Source organism: Peribacillus simplex, assembly GCF_900156045.1.
GTDB lineage: Bacteria > Bacillota > Bacilli > Bacillales > DSM-1321 > Peribacillus > Peribacillus simplex_D.
This window is the reverse complement of sequence record NZ_FTMX01000002.1, coordinates 679567-697859: the sequence shown is the minus strand read 5'-3', so window position 1 is coordinate 697859 and position 18293 is coordinate 679567. Positions and strand designations below refer to the sequence as shown.

The following is an 18293-nucleotide window of genomic DNA, read 5'->3' as shown; positions in this document are numbered from 1 at the left end:
TTTTATTAATGGTCTTTTGCTGAACTTATCCCATATCCTGTGTTAGATTTGAACAGTACTTCAGGAAAACTGTTTTCCTCATCTTTTGCTTTTGACAAGATTGTACCTAAGTAGGCTCCAATAAAGCCAAGCGGTACGGTGAAAATGGTCGGGTTGCTCATCGTGAAGAGGGGATTGCCTGTGAATATACCCATTCCTGGTTCCGGATTCCATACATTGGGACTGAGCATGACCAGTATGATGGAACTGAGTAACCCGAATAACATTCCTGTGATCGCTCCGGTTGCGTTGAAGCGTTTCCAATATATTGTGCAAAGGATGATCGGTAAATTGGCACTTGCAGCAATTCCAAGCGCGAGGACTGAAAGAAAAGCGACATTCATTGATTGTGCAAATAATGCAAGTAAAATCGAAATGACAGCTACGCCGACAGAAGCCATTCGGGCGACTAGTATTTGCTGTTTTTCCGTGATCTTTCCTTCCTTGATGATTTCACCGTATATATCATGTGCAAAAGCGGATGCTGACGTTAAAACAAGACCGGATACAACCGCTAAAATCGTGGCAAATGCCACAGCAGAAACGAATGCGAATAAAAATTCACCGCCCATGGTTAATGCAAGAAGGGGCGCGGCCATGTTTCCAGCTGAGTTTGCTTCGACGATCCGCTCAAAACCGACGAAAGATGCAGCACCGAAGCCAAGGAAAATCGTCATGATGAAAAATATCCCTATAAACCATGTAGAATAAACGACGGATTTCCTTGCGGTAGCTGCGTCCTTTACTGTAAAGAAGCGGACGAGTAAATGCGGAAGGCCTGCTGCTCCGAGGACAAGCGACATATTAAATGAAATCATGTCGAGTCCATCGGTGTATTTATTTCCAGGATTCAAAAATTCCTTTCCGAGTGGTGTTGCAGTTTGGACATGATGGAACATCTCTGAAATGTTGAAATTAAAACGGGAAAATACGATGAACGTCAGCACAGCGGAACCGCCTAGTAAGAGAACCGCTTTGGTGATCTGCACCCAGCTTGTCGCTCTCATCCCGCCGAAAATTACATAAATCGTCATCAATACACCGACAAGTAGGACGGATAGCCAATAATCGATGCCGAGCAGCAGTTTAATTAATCCCCCTGCACCAACAAGTTGTGCAATCATGTAAAAGATTGAAATGACAAGTGTATTGGCGGCTGCTATCCCTCGCACTTTTTTTGATTTGAAGCGTGCTGAAATCATGTCTGCCAGCGTAAACTTACCTAGATTGCGAAGTGGTTCCGACACAAGGTACAATAAGACAAGAAAGGCAACAAGGTTCCCGATGCTCATGTAAAAGCCATCGAAACCAATCAGTGCGATTGCACCTGTAATTCCCAGGAAAGAAGCGGCTGACATAAAGTCACCTGCCACGGCCAATCCATTTTGCCATGCTGTCAATCCGCCGCCGGCAGTATAAAAATCACTGGCATTTTTCGTCTTCTTAGAAGAGTAATAGGTTATTGTAAGCGTTAACAAAATGATGCCCAAAAAAAGTGTGAGGGATAAAATGCTCATTCGCCAAGCTCCTTCTCATATTTTTTCAAGATATTTTTAGCCAGTTTGTCGTACTTCGCTGCCTTTTTGATATAGACAATTCCTCCTAACCATACGACGGCAAATTGGAGAAGTGCATATACCCACGCCCAAGTAATATTGAAAAAAGCTTCACCTTTCAATACTTCGCTATAAGCAGCTAAAATAGGCAGAATAAAATAAAAAGCAAGAAAGAAGAGAGTGATAGGTACGATGAAAGCTTTTTTCTTTTGAAGCAAAAACTTGAATTCTTCCGTTTCAATTAATTGACGATACTTATTTCCGCTGTCATGACCTGATGGTGGATGCCCAGTTTTAGCTGGTGATTCCATAGTAAGCCCCCTTTTTAGTATAGAACGTTTTTAAAACGAACGTTTGATAAAATGATATATCATTGTTAAAATTAACATAGTCTGAAAATTTAGTAAATTATTTTTTTGTTTGTTCGGTCATTTTTCTGAATTAAAAAAACATTATTGACAACGTAGAAATGACGTATTAATCTTGAAATAAATCATAACAATAATTTAATATCCGTTTTATTACCGTTATGTATGTCAGATGGGACAATGTAAAATTGAGGGGGACAAAAACAATGTACAATCCGGAAATTGAAACGGCTTCGCGTGCTGAAATGGAAAGTTTACAATTGGCTCGCTTAAAAAAAACGATAAGCCATGTATATGAAAATGTACCTTATTACAGAGAAAAATTTAGGGAGATGGGCTTGGAACCAGAAGATATTCAAACTCTAAATGATGTGATAAAGCTTCCTTTTACAAAAAAACAGACTCTTCGAGATCAGTATCCATTCGGTTTATTCGCCGTTCCGATGGAGGATGTCACACGCATTCATGGTTCATCCGGAACAAGCGGAAAGCCTACAATTGTCGGTTATACGAAAAATGATTTGGAAAACTGGGCAACAATCGTCGCACGTGGAATTGCAGCTGCTGGAGGTCGCAAGTCAGATATTTTCCATAACGCATATGGATATGGTCTGTTTACCGGGGGCCTCGGTTTGCATTGTGGTGCAGAAAAACTAGGAGTTGCGACAGTGCCCATTTCAGGGGGGAATACCGATCGGCAGATTACGATCATCAATGATTTTAAACCGCGCGGCATTTGTGGAACCCCTACTTATATTTTGAATATCGCCGAAAAGATGGAAGAGATGGGGATTGATCCTGCAGATAATGGGCTTGAGTATGGGATTTTCGGAGCTGAGCCATGGTCAGAGGAAATGAGGGCAACACTTGAGAGAAAACTGAATTTGAAAGCCATCGATATTTACGGACTAAGTGAGATCATGGGGCCCGGAGTTGCGGTAGAATGCCATGAAGCACAGGATGGACTGCATATCGCAGAAGACCATTTTCTTGTCGAGGTCATTAACCCGGACACGCTTGAACCAGTGGAGGACGGCGAAGATGGGGAACTTGTCTTTACCAGCCTTACAAAGGAAGCGCTGCCAATCATTCGTTATCGGACGGGTGATATCGCCTCAATTACCCATGAACCGTGTAAATGCGGGCGTACCACAACTAGAATGTCCCGTGTTAAAGGCAGAACGGATGATATGATCATAGTCAGGGGAGTGAATGTATTTCCTTCTGAAATTGAGCGTGTATTATTCCAAATGGAGGGAATTGTGCCTCATTATCAGATTCATCTTGTTAAGAAGGGGAAAATGGACGGTGTTGAACTGCATATTGAAATTGAAAGCGGTTTCTACAGGGAGATTGAAGAAGACTTAACGCATGGAAATGTAGAGATATTAAGGAAAACGATTCAGCATCATTTGAAATCTGCATGTCTTGTAACGATGGATGTTGTTGTCAACATTCCCAAAAGCATACCCCGTTCAGAAGGAAAAGCGATTCGTGTCGTTGATAAGCGGAAAGATGAAGTCATTAGTTTATAAATTCAGTGCTCATGAACATAATTCTGACGTTCAGTATATGCCTGCGTATGTACCGATTGAAATACGTGAAGCCCAAAAACTCGAACAAGTGGTGCGAAAACACGATACATAATGCGGGTGCATTCGTGGTTAACCATGGGTTTATTTCTTAATGTAAGCTGAGATTAGAACCAAACATGAAATAGGGAAGGAGGAGGGCATCTTGGCTAAATATACAATTGTTGATCAAGAAACTTGCATTGCTTGCGGTGCATGCGGTGCTTCTGCCCCGGAAATCTTTGATTACAATGATGAGGGGGTGGCATTTGTCATCCTGGATGAAAATGAAGGAACTGCAGAGGTCGCGGAAGATTTATTTGATGATCTGGATGATGCAATGGAAGGCTGCCCAACAGATTCAATTAAAGTGGAAACTTCGCCCTTTAAAGTTTTGGTAGATTAAAAGATTAGTGAAATACCCTGATAATTTCCTTTTATTATGAAAAAAGACAGAATAGTCTTGCATTTAATATAACAATTAAATATAATAACGTTATATAAACGTTATATTATAAAAAGAGGTGATTTGGATGAACGTTCTTTTAAATGATATGGCAGGAGAAGAAAAGCTGAATCAATTCATTGCCAGAATCGAAGCAGGAGAAAAGATAGAAGCGGATGATTGGATGCCGGAAGAATACCGGAGCACTTTAATCAAGTTAATATCGATGCATGGAATCAGTGAAATCATGGGGGCGCTTCCAGAAAAGGAATGGGTGCCTAAAGCACCGACCTTAAATAGAAAACTTGGGATCATGGCTAAGGTGCAGGATGAAATGGGGCATGGGCAATTATTGCTTCGGGTCGCCGAGGATTTGCTAAAGCCGTACGGAAAAAAACGGGATGACCTAATGCAAGATTTGTTTAAAGGAGATTTAAAGTTTCATAATGTTTTCCATATGGAAGCCAAATCCTGGGGCGATGCTGGATTGATTGGTTGGCTGGTTGATGGAGCAGCCATCATTTCCCAGACGAACATGCTTGGCGCCTCATACGGACCTTATGCCCGGGCATTACAAAGGATTTGCGCGGAAGAAGTTTTTCACGCCCAGCATGGTGAAGCGATAATCATGGCTTTGGCTGAAGGGACGGAAGAACAAAGGAAATTGGTTCAAGACTCCATCGATTATTGGTGGGAATCTTTATTACTTTTCTTTGGACCTCCCAGCAAGAATGAAGTGGGCACATCCAAACAGGATATAACGATTAAGTACAGAATCAGAACCAGTACGAATGAACAGCTTCGACAAGCCTTTTTTTCTAAATATGTGAAGCGGATCCTTTCACTCGGTTTTAGCATTCCCGATGAAACGCTTAGGTTTGATAAAACATCTGAAACCTGGATTTACAAACAACCCGATTGGGGGAAATTGAAGGTGCTCGCAAGGAATGAAGGCCCCCGTTCGCAGGATCGCCTAAGCCTTCGAAGAATTTCTTATGAAAATAATAAATGGGTACGTGAGGCGTTGGCGCCAAAGGTCATCTAATGGAGGGGGAAGGACGATATGGAAACTAGACAAGGAAATTACTTTGAAGAATTTGAAGTATTCAGCCGTAAAACGCAATCATCGCCCGTTCAATACCACTTCAGCCTGCTGGCCCCAAATGAGGATATCGCCATCATGATGGCACAAGAAAACTTCATGAGACGTGAAGCGGTTGATGATATCTGGGTTGTGAAAAGACAGAATATACGGAAAATGACGGTCGAGGAAAAGAAAACGCTTCAACGTATTGATAATAAAGATTACAGGACCACAAAAGGGTACGGGTATTTAAAGAAAAAATGGCGGAAGTATGAGCAGGGAATGCTCGATGAAAAAGAGATCATGTCTTGGGCTGGAGGTGTGAAAAATGAGGAATGAATCATTGAAGGACATCGCAATCAAGGAATTGCTGCTTCAACTGGCGGACGATGACTTCATCCATTCTTACCGTGGTGCAGAATGGCTTGGACTCGCACCGCATATCGAAGAAGATGTTGCATCCGCTTCGATATCACAAGACACGATGGGTCATGCAGCCATATATTATAAATTACTGGATGAACTCGGTGAAGGGGATGCTGATAAACTGGCTCACGACCGTCCTGCCAAGGAACGGCGCAATGCAATCATTCTCGAATTGGTCAATGGTCCTGGTTACTATATGAAAGATCCGGATTATGATTGGGCGTTTGCGGTAGTGCGGAATTATTTTTATACCCAAGCCAAAGCGATTAAGGTTCAATCCCTTCAGTCATGTTCATATGAACCGCTTGCCGAAGTGGCACAAAAGGTACAGATGGAACTTTACTATCATTTGATGCACTGGAAAACATGGTTCGTCCAATTGCTGGGATCTGGCCACTTGGAAGCGGTTTCGAGAATGAAAGCGGCGATTGGGAAAACGATGCCGGATTTTGCCGGCGTATTTTCACTTGGACAATATGGAGAGGAAATGGTGGAGCTTGGCTTGATAGAAGGCGAAGCTGATTTACAGAAAAAATGGATCGAGGCTATCACCCCGATTTTTGAAAGTGTGGGCTTAGCAACAACTATTGAAATAGGCATGGCAAGAGGTGATGGTCGTAATGGCCAGCATACGGAAGATTTGGAAAAGGCTCTTGAAACGTTAAGTGAAGTGTACGCAACCGATAAAGCAGCTTCATGGTGAATCAATGGAAAGGGGAGGGGTACCATGTCGACCATACAGTTAAACACAGAAGAAATTTATAAGCTCCTGGAAGACGTTAAAGATCCCGAAATCGATACAGTAAGTATCCTGGATTTGGGGATGGTTGAAGACGTGACGATTTCGGGCAAGGACGTTTCGGTAAAAATGCTGCCAACTTTTCTTGGGTGCCCGGCATTGTCGATCATCCAAAAAAATGTGGAAACAGCCCTTCGTCAGCTGCCTGCCGTAAAAAATGTAAATGTGGAATTTTTACGTTCCCCTTCGTGGACATCCGATCGAATCACGGAAAAAGGGAAAGCTGGATTGAAGGTTTTCGGAATCTCCCCTCCTCCTCGACAAATGAAAAGTGATGGATCATGGCACGTGGATTGCCCATATTGTGAATCGACATATGTCACGATGGAGAATATCTTCGGTCCAACGGCCTGCCGCAGCATTTTATATTGTAAAGCATGCAAAAATCCGTTCGAAGCGATGAAACCGATGATAAAAATAATCTAATATAATGGAGGTTCTATAAAATGGTAAAGTTAATCGCCCTATACAAACAACCTGAAAACAAGGAAGAATTCGATGAGCACTATTTCAATGTACATGGTCCGATAACGGAAAAAATTCCAGGTCTTCAAAAAATGGAGGTCACTAAAATTGTAGGGACCCCAATGGGCAAAGACTCCGAGTATTACATTCTTTGTGAAATGTATTATGAAGACCACGAAGCATTGCAGCAAGGAATGCGTTCACCGGAAGGAAAAGCATCAGGGAAGGACCTAATGGGCTTTGCCGGGAAACTTGTAACGATGATGATCGGCGAAGAAATAAGATGAATGCCCTTCAATTCATTGAAACGTCAATCGCGGAAGGCATTGGTTATATCTTCTTAAATCGGCCGAAGCAACTGAATGCCCTTAACAGGAAAATGGTTAGGGAAATAGTTTCAACCATGGAAGAATTCGACCTGGACCCACAAGTGAAGGTGATCTTGCTATCGGGTAATGGAAAAGCATTCTCCGGTGGAGCTGATATTGACGAGATGGTGAACGACAATCCAATCAGTATGGAGTTAACGAACCAATTTGCTGATTGGGACCGAATAAGCTTAGTCAAGAAGCCTGTGATTGGTGCAGTGAAAAGTTTTGTATTCGGTGGTGGTTTTGAACTTGCTTTATCCTGCGATTTCCTGATTGCCGCCAGCGATACCCAGTTTTCCTTTCCGGAAGTGACACTAGGGGTCATGCCTGGTGCAGGAGGAACCCAAAGGTTGACCAAATTGGTAGGCAAGACGAAGGCACTTGAATGGATATTGACGGCAGAAAGGATAAAGGCAAAGACAGCCCTGCAATATGGTTTCATTAATAAGATCGTGGCACCTGAATTGTTAATGGAAGAAACGGTTGATTTTGCTAGAAAGATAGCAAAGCAACCCCCGTTAGCGGTGAGGCTGATCAAAGAATCTGTTAATAAGGCAGTTGATTATCCCTTAAATGAGGGCATGCAATTTGAACGGAAGAACTTCTATATTCTTTTTGCATCAGAGGACCAAAAAGAAGGAATGAAAGCATTTGTTGAAAAAAGGGAGCCGAAATTTACAGGCGGATAAGGGGTGCTCTATGTACGAAACGATTAAATATAGGGTTGAAAATGGAGTGGCTTGGCTTACTTTGAACCGTCCTGATAAACTTAATGCCTTTACGTCCCAAATGAATAAGGAAATACGGAAAGCGATCAAAATATCTGCGGGGTCAGATGAAGTACGGGCCATTATCATTACAGGGGAAGGCAGGGCCTTTTGTTCGGGGCAAGATTTATCGGAAGTTGATGAGGACATGAATTTAGGCCAGATGCTGCGCGAAGACTACGGTCCGATGATGGAGCAATTAGCAAGCTGTGAAAAACCGATCATTGCAGCAGTCAATGGAGTGGCTGCAGGGGCTGGCTTCAGCCTGGCACTGGCATGCGATTTCCGGCTTGTTTCTGAAAAAGCCAGTTTTGTAAATGCTTTTGTCAATATCGGCTTGATACCTGATTCGGGGAATCTGTATTACCTTTCGCGAATCGTTGGTCATGCGAAAGCCTTGGAATTATCTTTATTAGGGGAAAAGGTTCCGGCTAGCGAGGCGAAAAATATCGGGCTCGCTACAAAAGTGATCGGTGTGGAAGAATGGAACGAGGAATTGAAAGCCTTTGCAGAGAATATCGCGAACAAGCCAACTAAAGCAATCGGGTTAATTAAAAGATACTTAGAGGCGTCCTATCACCTTTCATTGGAAGAATACTTAAAAGAAGAAGCGGAGGGGCAGCGAATTGCTGGCTTAACGAAGGATTATGCAGAAGGTGTGGCAGCATTCATTGAAAAAAGGAAGGCTCAATTCATAGGCAAGTAATATAGAAAAGGGAGTGGGATTACATGGTAAGAGTTCAAGAGGCGGCATTTGAAAAAGCGGAAATGAAGCGTGATTATTATCATCTGATCATAAATGGAGAAAGAGTGGAAAGCTCTGGTGGTTCCACGATTGATGCGTACAATCCTGCGACGGGTGAAATCATTGCCAAAGTTGCAAAGGCAACAAAGGAAGATGCAGAAAAAGCCGTTCAAGCTGCACGTGAAGCATTTGATAATGGGAAATGGAAGAGAACTCCGATTAATAAACGTTCTCGTGTATTGAACAAAATTGCAGCAATCATGCGTTCACGCTTTAATGAATTGGTTGAATTGGAAGTTCTGAACAGCGGCAAATCCATTTCTGCAGCACAAGGTCAAGTCATGCAGGCAATTGAAGATTTCGAATTTTATGCAGGCGCTTTAGTTGCACACCGCGGATCTGTCAATAATGTACCTGGTCAATTCCATAACTATACGGAAAAAGAGCCAGTAGGTGTTTGTGCTCAAATCATCCCTTGGAATTACCCTATGATGATGGCGGCGTGGAAAATTGCACCTGCAATTGCAGTTGGCTGTTCTGTCATTGTTAAGCCAGCTTCGTTAACGCCATTGACGGCAATTGTATTAGGGGAAATCTGTTTAGAAGCCGGTGTTCCTTCCGGCGTGGTCAATATCATTCCAGGTCCAGGATCGGACGTAGGGAATTACCTTGTCGAGCATCCGAAAGTGAATAAGGTTGCCTTCACGGGTTCTACGCCAATCGGCAGGGATCTCATGGGCAAAGCTTCACAGACATTAAAAAGGGTGACATTGGAGCTTGGCGGGAAGTCCCCTAATATTGTCTTTGAAGATGCGGACCTTGAAGCAGCCATCGATGGATCATTATATGGCATATTCTACAATACTGGACAATCCTGCGAAGCTAGATCCCGTTTATACGTACATGAAGACATATACGACGAATTCGTTGCCAGATTCGTGGAAAAAACGAAAAAATTGAAATTGGGCAATCCACTCGACAAAGAAACACACGTCGGTGCAGTCATCGATCAAGGGCAATTGGATGTCATCGACAATTATGTGCAATCTGCCATTACTGATGGAGCGAAAATCCTGACAGGGGGTAAGCCAGCTGTCATTGAAGGTTTCGAAAACGGTTTTTGGTATGAGCCGACGGTCATAGCGAATGTCAATCATGAAATGGATGTAGTGAAAGAGGAAATATTCGGACCGGTCGTTGTCATAATGAAATTCAAAGATGAAAAAGAAGCCGTGAGACTCGCAAATGATACGGAGTTCGGTTTGGGTTCAGCCCTATGGACAAAAGATGGCGGGCGTGCGACTAGAGTGGCCAATCAAATAGAAGCGGGAATCGTCATGGTGAATTGCCCATTCTCCGCATTTCCTGGAACACCTTTCGGAGGGTATAAACAATCAGGATTCGGCCGGGAACTTTGTATTGAGACACTTGATCTTTATACAGAAACGAAAAGCATCATTTCCTATCATGGAAGCCGTCCCTTAAATCCCTTTGGAATTCAATAAAACATAAAATAGGCGGCTGGCTGAATCGGTATGTCGGAAAAGTAATTCAGGAATGGATGAATGCTGATCTGATTCATCGTGGCCAGCCCTATTTATTTTTGAAGGAGGAATGAACGAATGATTAGAAATCTGGTGATTGTCGGATCTGGTGTCATGGGCAGGGGAATAGCTTATGTAGGAGCAACAGGAGGCTTTAATGTAGTACTGGTGGATGTGAATCAGGATGCTTTGGAAAGTGCAAGAAAAGAGATCGATGAAATTTTTGAGAAGGGTGTACGCTACCAAAAAATCACCCAGGAAGAAGCGGCAGCTGCAAAAAGCAGATTCTCCTATTCTTCCAATTTGAAAGAATCAGCAGCATATGCGGACTTGATCATAGAGGCAGTTCCGGAAAAGGCGGAAATTAAGAGGGCAGTCTTCGAAACGATTGAAGTCCATGCAAAAGAAGACTGTTACTTTGCAACCAATACTTCCACGATGAGCCCTACTGAAATTGGTTCTTATGGAAAGCGTCCTGAAAAAACGATTGCCATGCATTTTTTCAATCCTGTACAAAAGATGCCGCTCGTCGAAATTGTACGTGGTCTTGAAACCAGTGATGAAACGGCAGCCGTAATAAAAGAGGTAGCCGGAAAAATGGGGAAAGAAACCGTGGTCATTAATGAATTCCCTGGTTTTGTAACCAGCAGGATCAGCTGTTTGGTTGGTAATGAAGCGTTCTTTATGCTTCAAGAAGGTTTAGGTACACCAGAAGAAATCGATAAGGCAATAAAGTTAGGGCTGAATTACCCAATGGGACCATTTGAGCTAGGTGATTTGGTGGGATTGGATGCCCGTTTGAATAATTTAAAATATTTACATAGTAAACTTGGTGAGAAATACCGCCCGGCCCCTCTTCTTGAACAGTATGTTAAAGCTGGCAGGCTCGGCCGCAAGACAGGTAAAGGTGTGTACGATTATACAAAAGATGGCGAGTTGGTGAAGAAGTGAAGGATGTTGTGATTATTGATGCTGTGAGAACACCAATCGGAAGATATAAAGGAGCTTTGAAAAGCGTTCGTCCGGATGACCTCGGTGCAATTGTAATCAAGGCGCTGACCGATCGCAATCCAGAGCTGCCGCCAGATCAAATTGAAGATGTCATCTTCGGGAATGCAAATCAGGCAGGAGAGGATAATCGCGATGTGGCCAGGATGTCCGCCCTTTTAGCTGGTCTTCCGGTAAATGTGGCTGGAACGACAATAAATCGTTTGTGTGGATCAGGATTGGATGCCGTCATGTATGCTGCACGCTCCATTGCTGTAGGTGAAGGCGATATTTATATCGCAGGCGGTACCGAAAGCATGACAAGGGCGCCGTACGTCATGGCCAAACCTGAGAGTGAATTTCCGCGGGGTTCAATGGAGCTTCAGGATACAACGATCGGATGGCGCTTCACGAATGAGAAACTTAAAGAAATGTATGGCACGGATTCGATGCCTCAAACGGCTGAAAACGTTGCCCGGCGTTTTTCGGTTTCAAGGGAGGATCAAGACCAATTCGCGTATCAAAGCCAGCAAAAAGCAAAAAAAGCAGTGGACAATGAGCGTTTCATTAATGAAATCGTACCTGTTCGATATACGGATCGTAAAGGGAATGAAGTCATTATCGAGAAGGATGAACACCCTCGTCCTGACACGACGATCGATAAGTTGGAAAAACTCAAACCGATCTTTAAAGATGGCACTATAACGGCCGGTAATGCTTCAGGCGTAAATGATGGAGCCTCGGCATTACTTTTGATGAGTGCAGAAAAAGCACGGGAGCTTGGATTGAAACCCCTTGCCAAATATGTTGTAGGGGCGGTAGCGGGCTTAGAACCGTCCATTATGGGCCTTGGCCCGATTCATGCCACTAAAAAAGCATTGGAAAGGGCAAACTTGACGATTGGAGACATCGGGCTAGTGGAATTGAATGAAGCATTCGCTTCCCAATCCTTGGAGTGCATCCGCCAATTGAAATTGGATCAGGAGAAAGTGAATGTCAACGGCGGGGCAATAGCGTTTGGCCATCCGCTAGGTGCAAGCGGGGCGCGCATTTTAACAACGCTCGTCCACGAGATGAAAAAGCGGAATGTCCGTTATGGACTTGCGACGATGTGTGTAGGCGTTGGCCAAGGCATTTCAGCCATTATAGAAAATATTGAAAAAGAATCCTGATGGGGCCGGCCCTTATTAGATTTATCTGCATAAGGGTCATTTTTTTTAGGGGGAGAAGACTCATGTCCAAGATTATTTATAAAGTGATAAATCAAATCGGTTATGTAACAGTGAATCGGCCCGACGTATTGAACTGCTTCGACTATGAGACACTATGTGAACTGCAGGAAGTCATCGATGCGGTTTATTATGACGGCGATATCCGTGTCGTCATTTTCACCGGTGCAGGGGAAAAGGCCTTCAGCGCGGGCGCGGATTTGAAAGAAAGGAAGTCTTTGAATGATGCGGAAGTAAGAAGGAACGTTAAAGCGATTCGCGATGTTTTTAATAGTATCGCAGGGCTTCCGCAGCCAACGATAGCTGCCGTCAATGGATATGCATTGGGGGGAGGATTTGAATGGCTGCTTTCATGTGACTTTGCAATTGCTGCTGCCGAAGGTGTTTCTTTGGGGCTCACTGAAACTAGCTGGGCCATTATTCCTGGGGCAGGCGGTACTCAGCGGCTGCCGAGATTGATTGGGGAAATGAAAGCGAAGGAATTGATCTTCACTGCTAAAAAATTGACTGCAGAAGAGGCATGTCAATTAGGGATCCTTTTGAAGGTCGTGCCAAGGGATCAACTGATGTCAGCCTGTGAGGAATTGGCAGCCAATATCATGAAAAATGGGCCGATTGCAGTCAAACAAGCCAAATATGCGATTGACCAAGGACTGAATACGGATTTGCAAACCGGAATGGCCATAGAGGGAAAAGCCTATGAATTGACCATCCCGACTCAAGACAGATTGGAAGCGCTCCTGGCATTCAGTGAACGGAGAAAAGCACGATTTACTGGTGAATAATATTGCGCTTTCTTTTTAAAAAGATATAATAATTATTATGTCTTCCGTGTGAAAATAGTAACAATGTAAGGGCGAGGTGAGAAAGATAGGTACTAACACTCAATCCATGATTTTTACGATATACGGCGATTATATCCGTAACTATGGAAATAAAATCTGGATAGGCAGTTTAATTCGTTTATTAAAGGAATTCGGCCATAATGAGCAGGGCGTACGTGTTGCCGTTTCACGAATGGTCAAGCAAGGATGGATTCAGTCAGAGAAGCAGGGAAATAAAAGCTATTACTTTTTGACTGATCGCGGTGTGCAGAGAATGGATGAAGCGGCAAATCGCATATATAAGATGAAACCGAATGAGTGGGATGGTAAATGGCGTATCTTAATGTACACGATCCCTGAAGATAAGCGGCAATTACGGGATGATCTCCGTAAAGAATTATTATGGAGCGGGTTTGGCAGTTTTTCAAGTGGTTGCTGGATTTCACCTAATGATTTGGAGAAACAAATCAATCGCTTAATCGAGAAATATGACATCAAAGAATATGTTGATTTTTTCATTTCGGAGTACAAAGGTCCAAAAGAAAACCAATCGCTTGTAGAGAAAAGCTGGCATTTAGAAGAGATTGAAAATAAATATGAAGAATTCATCGAGAAATACAGCAAACAATTCATCGTTCATCAAAGCATCATTAACAGGGGCGAAATGTCCGATGCCGATTGTTTTGTGGAACGAACGAACTTGGTGCATGAATACCGTAAATTTTTATTTATCGATCCGGGCCTGCCAAAGGAACTTCTGCCTTCAAAGTGGAATGGGAATCATGCTGCTCTTTTATTTAGCCAGTATTATCAAGTCTTGGCTGAACCAGCAAGCCGTTTCTTTGAAAGCGTATTTCAGGAAAACAATGATTTATGCCGGAAAGACGAAACCTATGATGCCAAGGACCATCCACTTATCATTAAGTGAAAAAGAGCTTCAGCCAGTCGCTAATGACGACTTGCAGAAGCTCTTTTCACATTATCATTTTCGACTTCTGCAATAATTAATCAAGTATCCCTTTGAAGTCTTTCCCTTTTTGAACATATGTATCGATAGAAAGTTGGATCAATTCAAGGTCTTTATTATTCAATCTGCGAACCACTTTCCCAGGGGAACCAATAACCAGTGAACGTGGAGGTATGATTTTGCCAGAGGAAATCAATGTGTTCGCTCCGATGATGCATTCTTCGCCGATCTCTACATTATCCAATATCGTTGAACCCATTCCAATAATGGACCGTTTGCCTATTTTACAACCATGCAGGATAACATTGTGACCAACCGTCACTTCGTCTTCAATTACAACTGGGCATCCTTCGAATAAATGAATGGTGGAGTTATCTTGTATACTGCATTTTTCTCCTATTGTAATTGAATCTTCATCACCGCGCAGTACTGCATTAAACCAAATGGTAGAGTCTTTCCCAATCGAAATATCACCGATTAAATGAGCGCCAGGTGCCACGAAAACAGTATCATCAATGGATGGTTTTTTATTATTATACGGAATAATCATAGTCTCGCTCCTTTTTGAAAAGTCAGAATTGTTTTTCTAATGAATATAGTATAACATTAAATTGACAGGGAGGGATGAAAGTGAAATATATTTGTGAACTTTTTGCGATAAAATATCCCATTATACAAGGCGGCATGGGGAATATAAGCAATGCAAGTCTTGCAGCTGCAGTATCCAATGCAGGGGGACTAGGAACAATTGGGTGCGGTACCATGAATCCTGAACAGGTAGAAGCCATCATTCTCGAAACTAAAGATAAAACCAATAACAATTTTGCGTTGAACATTCCAATAAACGTTAGTCCATATACTGATGAGTTAGTGAATCTTGTCCTGAAGCATGATATACCTGTAGTTTCCTTATCTGCAGGAAATCCTGCGCCTTTCATTCCACTATTACAAAAAAAGAATGTGAAAGTGATCGCCATCGTTGCGTCGGTCAAGCATGCGCAAAAAGCTCAAGCCGCAGGGGCTGATGTGTTGGTCGCAGAAGGGTTTGAAGCTGCCGGCATCAATTCGAACCTGGAAATGACGACCTTTACACTCATTCCGCAAATCAGCAAGCATGTGACGCTTCCAGTTTTGGCTGCTGGCGGGATAGGAAATGGACAGGGTTTGGCAGCGGCATTGATGTTGGGGGCTTCAGGAGTCCAATTAGGGACCAGGCTGATCGCTACACAAGAAGCACCGTTCCATCCGTCATATAAACAGAAACTAATCGAAGCGATGGGCAATGATACGGTAATTCTGGGCAGAACATTTGGCCAGGTCAGAAGAGTATTGAAGGACCCATATTCCGAGAAGGTCCTGGATTTGGAAAAACAGGGACTGTCTCCTGTAAATTATCGTGAAATGACCTCTGAAGTCCATCATATTAATGGGGCGATGAACGGCGATGTTAACAATGGATTCATGAACAGCGGCCAGGTCGCTGGATTGATTGACGATATACCCACGGTAAAGGAATTACTTGATGGCATGATGAAAGATGCGAAAAAACAAATGGAGGATGGATTGAGCAGGCTCTCTGCCCCTTTTATGATTTGAGAGCGGAGGGAGCCAATCTTGTCATTAGTTCATGGGTCTATTCCTTTGTAAACTACCGAAAGCTTGAGGTCAATTTGTCCTCAAGCTTTTTTCCTTTCTGGACCTTCTGAAATTATATGATCATTTTTCAAATCTATAGCCCGAAAACATAAAATGGACTCCATGAGGTACATTGTTTTAGGATAACATTTTGGGAAAATGTGATTGAACTTGTGATACAATGGAAAATGTCCTATTTGAAATCAAGGGGTGCCCAGAATCAGTCTGGGAGCACCCCTTTTATATGTAATAAAAGTTAGAAAAGGGGAAACCTCTATGGAAACTTTAATAATGGATATGATTGAAGCGTTTAAATCTTTATCCTATTTCGGTGTGTTGCTAGCTTTGACTTTTGAATTCATTCCTGCTGAAATCGTTTTGCCACTGGCTGGATACTGGGTTTATCAAGGTGATATGAATTTATACTTGACGATCCTTGCCGGTTCGTTTGGTGGGGTAACGGGCCCATTGACGCTATATGCTTTAGGCAAGTATGGAGGGAGACCGCTTGTATTAAAGTTCGGGAAATACTTTTTGATCAAAGATGAGCAGTTGAATAAGGCTGACCGATTCTTTGAAAGGTTTGGTGGGGGAATTGCCTTTTTTGGACGATTTGTACCAGGCATTCGTACCGCCGTTTCGCTACCATGCGGAATATTGAAAATGAGTATTTGGAAATTCATTTTATATACCTATATGGCGATGCTTCCTGTTACAAGCGTTTATGTTTATCTTGGGTACAAGTTAGGACCGAGATGGGAGCAGGCAGGAGCCATCTTTTCACAATATGCGAATTTCTTGCTTATCCCCATCGCACTTATAATCATTTGGTTCATTATGAAGACTCAAAAACAAAAGCAAAGACAAAAATTAAAAGTCAATTCATAACAAAGAAGGCGCCTTGATCAGGCGCCTTTTTGATTTATGTCATTTTTAGCAGCATCCACCGAAGCCGCCGCCGAATCCCCAACTGCATCCGATGATGATCAACAAGATGAATAATACGATCAGCAATGCAAATCCGTTATCGAAACCGCCGAAGCCGCTGTCGCAACAATCGTTACAATTTCCACCCATTTGATTTCCTCCTCAATACATATTATGAATTACATACCTAGCAAAACATCTTTACCGGGAATACTTCATACTATGTATTCTAGGCCGAAGTGTTTGCTTATTCATAAAAAATGGGCAAGGATAATAGGGGGAAATAAGCCCGAATATTTTTTTGATTTCGTTTTAAATGTTATAATATACCATGTGTATTGTGGGGGAAGGGAGCTGAACTAATTCATGAAAGTTGCCATTATTACTGATGTGCATGGAAATGCTTCAGCGTTAAAAGCCGTTCTTAGGGATATTGATCAAAGGGAAGATATAGATCGTCTCTATTGTTTGGGAGATATGGTCGGGATTGGCCCTGATACAAATGAAGTCCTTGAACTTTTATTTTCAAGAAATGATTTATCGATGATAACTGGAAATCATGATGAAGCTGTCCTGGCCATAATTAACGGGGAGCCGCATCCGGACGGTCATATTCATGTAAAGGAGCATCATGAATGGATAGCTGAAAGAATGCAGCGGAAATTCATAAATGAATTGGAAAAATTGCCTCGAACCATACATCATATCATTAATGATCACTCCGTTTACTTCGCCCATTATCACTTGGAATCGAAGAAATTGGATGAGCACATAAGCCAAAATCCTTTTAGTAAAATAGTTGAACCGAATTTAAATAACTTAGAAATGCTTTTCAAAGATCAACATCACGATTTAATAGGATTTGGACATCATCATCCTATCCACCTCTTTAAAAATGACCGGACGATATTCCTGAACCCTGGTTCTCTTGGCTGCAATGGTGAACCAATTGCTCCTTATGCCATTGTTACGATTGAAAATACCGGTATACAGGTAAAGCTTGAAAAAGTCGCCTATGATAATACGTCGTTCCTGTTATCGTATCAAAGTTTACAAGTTCCAGAGCATGAATTCATTATACGTGCCTTCCATGGCGGGCAGCATGCTTAATACGTTTATAATTGCTGAAGTATGGGAAAATGTTGAGCATAAAGGTACATGCCTGTGGATACGATAATAGGCAAAACATCATGATGCTGGAGGTAGGTTATGAAGGAAAAGGAACTGAAACAGGTAAGTCAAGAGCAGGAAGAGATGGAACGCCATAGTCTTGTCTGTAATGATGAATTGTTTAATAAGGATCTGCACGCAATTGTCGATGATACGATGCAAGAGGATAGATAAACGGGGAAAACGCTGCAGGAAATGTCTGTAGCGTTTATTTTTACCTTGGAATGGGTTGAAGGCAGAATTTTGGTTTTTCGCACAAGGTCTCGTCCTGCTTGTTTCCATAACCCTTTTTCTGCCAGGGAATCCCGGAAAGCAATCATTTGAAACCATTCTGGATTTATCCCATACTATATATAAGTTTCAAATCCGAGAGG

Annotated in this window: 22 protein-coding genes; 18 read left to right on the top strand and 4 right to left on the bottom strand. The window is 42.6% G+C overall.

Annotated elements, in window-relative coordinates:
• Positions 1-5: 5 nt before the first annotated feature.
• A complete protein-coding gene (locus BW986_RS09975; protein WP_076367484.1) occupies positions 6-1556 on the bottom strand; it encodes a solute symporter family protein in 1551 nt (516 codons plus the stop codon).
• Positions 1553-1906, bottom strand: coding sequence for a DUF485 domain-containing protein (locus BW986_RS09970; protein WP_076367482.1), 354 nt, complete (start codon positions 1904-1906; stop codon positions 1553-1555). Before BW986_RS09970 ends, BW986_RS09975 begins: the two co-directional genes overlap by 4 nt.
• Before the next feature lie 263 nt (positions 1907-2169).
• On the opposite strand from BW986_RS09970, the gene BW986_RS09965 reads away from it, so the two are divergent.
• The 14 genes from BW986_RS09965 (at position 2170) to paaX (ending at position 14148) form a co-directional block, all read left to right on the top strand.
• Positions 2170-3498, top strand: a complete 1329-nt coding sequence (locus BW986_RS09965) for a phenylacetate--CoA ligase family protein (protein WP_076367480.1) — start codon at positions 2170-2172, stop codon at positions 3496-3498.
• A 202-nt stretch (positions 3499-3700) separates the two neighbouring features.
• Positions 3701-3940, top strand: a complete 240-nt coding sequence (locus BW986_RS09960) for a ferredoxin (protein ID WP_076367478.1) — start codon at positions 3701-3703, stop codon at positions 3938-3940.
• A 127-nt stretch (positions 3941-4067) separates the two neighbouring features.
• Positions 4068-5024 (top strand): 1,2-phenylacetyl-CoA epoxidase subunit PaaA, encoded by a 957-nt coding sequence (gene paaA, locus BW986_RS09955; protein WP_076367476.1) that lies wholly within the window; start codon positions 4068-4070, stop codon positions 5022-5024.
• An 18-nt stretch (positions 5025-5042) separates the two neighbouring features.
• Positions 5043-5402 (top strand): 1,2-phenylacetyl-CoA epoxidase subunit PaaB, encoded by a 360-nt coding sequence (gene paaB, locus BW986_RS09950; RefSeq protein ID WP_076367474.1) that lies wholly within the window; start codon positions 5043-5045, stop codon positions 5400-5402.
• Complete coding sequence (gene paaC, locus BW986_RS09945) at positions 5392-6192, top strand: 1,2-phenylacetyl-CoA epoxidase subunit PaaC (RefSeq protein ID WP_076367472.1); 801 nt, start codon at positions 5392-5394, stop codon at positions 6190-6192. The genes paaB and paaC overlap by 11 nt, the downstream gene beginning before the upstream one ends.
• 24 nt (positions 6193-6216) lie before the next feature.
• A complete protein-coding gene (gene paaD / locus BW986_RS09940) occupies positions 6217-6714 on the top strand; it encodes a 1,2-phenylacetyl-CoA epoxidase subunit PaaD (protein ID WP_076367470.1) in 498 nt (165 codons plus the stop codon).
• 20 nt (positions 6715-6734) lie between these two features.
• On the top strand, positions 6735-7040 hold the full coding sequence (locus BW986_RS09935) for an EthD family reductase (RefSeq protein ID WP_076367468.1): 306 nt from the start codon (positions 6735-6737) through the stop codon (positions 7038-7040).
• A complete protein-coding gene (locus BW986_RS09930; RefSeq protein WP_076367466.1) occupies positions 7037-7813 on the top strand; it encodes an enoyl-CoA hydratase/isomerase family protein in 777 nt (258 codons plus the stop codon). The genes BW986_RS09935 and BW986_RS09930 overlap by 4 nt, the downstream gene beginning before the upstream one ends.
• 10 nt (positions 7814-7823) lie before the next feature.
• Entirely contained in the window at positions 7824-8597 is a 774-nt protein-coding gene (locus BW986_RS09925) for an enoyl-CoA hydratase-related protein (protein WP_076367464.1), read from the top strand.
• A gap of 23 nt (positions 8598-8620) precedes the next feature.
• On the top strand, positions 8621-10141 hold the full coding sequence (locus tag BW986_RS09920; protein WP_076367462.1) for an aldehyde dehydrogenase family protein: 1521 nt from the start codon (positions 8621-8623) through the stop codon (positions 10139-10141).
• 117 nt (positions 10142-10258) lie between these two features.
• Entirely contained in the window at positions 10259-11131 is an 873-nt protein-coding gene (locus BW986_RS09915; RefSeq protein WP_076367460.1) for a 3-hydroxyacyl-CoA dehydrogenase, read from the top strand.
• Entirely contained in the window at positions 11128-12339 is a 1212-nt protein-coding gene (locus tag BW986_RS09910) for an acetyl-CoA C-acyltransferase (protein WP_076367458.1), read from the top strand. The genes BW986_RS09915 and BW986_RS09910 overlap by 4 nt, the downstream gene beginning before the upstream one ends.
• Before the next feature lie 62 nt (positions 12340-12401).
• Complete coding sequence (locus tag BW986_RS09905) at positions 12402-13181, top strand: enoyl-CoA hydratase-related protein (protein ID WP_076367456.1); 780 nt, start codon at positions 12402-12404, stop codon at positions 13179-13181.
• Positions 13182-13266: 85 nt separating this feature from the next.
• On the top strand, positions 13267-14148 hold the full coding sequence (paaX, locus tag BW986_RS09900; RefSeq protein ID WP_142244574.1) for a phenylacetic acid degradation operon negative regulatory protein PaaX: 882 nt from the start codon (positions 13267-13269) through the stop codon (positions 14146-14148).
• 76 nt (positions 14149-14224) lie between these two features.
• Here paaX and BW986_RS09895 read toward each other — a convergent pair whose 3' ends face one another.
• On the bottom strand, positions 14225-14737 hold the full coding sequence (locus BW986_RS09895) for a gamma carbonic anhydrase family protein (RefSeq protein ID WP_076367452.1): 513 nt from the start codon (positions 14735-14737) through the stop codon (positions 14225-14227).
• An 80-nt stretch (positions 14738-14817) separates the two neighbouring features.
• On the opposite strand from BW986_RS09895, the gene BW986_RS09890 reads away from it, so the two are divergent.
• Positions 14818-15783: an NAD(P)H-dependent flavin oxidoreductase gene (locus BW986_RS09890; RefSeq protein ID WP_142244562.1), complete on the top strand. Its 966-nt coding sequence runs from the start codon at positions 14818-14820 to the stop codon at positions 15781-15783.
• A gap of 315 nt (positions 15784-16098) precedes the next feature.
• Positions 16099-16710 carry a DedA family protein gene (locus tag BW986_RS09885; RefSeq protein ID WP_076367448.1) on the top strand — a complete coding sequence of 204 codons (612 nt, stop codon included), beginning with the start codon at positions 16099-16101 and terminating at the stop codon, positions 16708-16710.
• A gap of 45 nt (positions 16711-16755) precedes the next feature.
• Here BW986_RS09885 and BW986_RS09880 read toward each other — a convergent pair whose 3' ends face one another.
• On the bottom strand, positions 16756-16899 hold the full coding sequence (locus BW986_RS09880) for a YjcZ family sporulation protein (RefSeq protein ID WP_076367446.1): 144 nt from the start codon (positions 16897-16899) through the stop codon (positions 16756-16758).
• A 216-nt stretch (positions 16900-17115) separates the two neighbouring features.
• Between BW986_RS09880 and BW986_RS09875 the strand changes: the two genes are divergently transcribed.
• Positions 17116-17859: a metallophosphoesterase family protein gene (locus tag BW986_RS09875; RefSeq protein ID WP_076367444.1), complete on the top strand. Its 744-nt coding sequence runs from the start codon at positions 17116-17118 to the stop codon at positions 17857-17859.
• 99 nt (positions 17860-17958) lie between these two features.
• A complete protein-coding gene (locus BW986_RS30645) occupies positions 17959-18093 on the top strand; it encodes a hypothetical protein (RefSeq protein ID WP_260320808.1) in 135 nt (44 codons plus the stop codon).
• Positions 18094-18293: the final 200 nt, after the last annotated feature.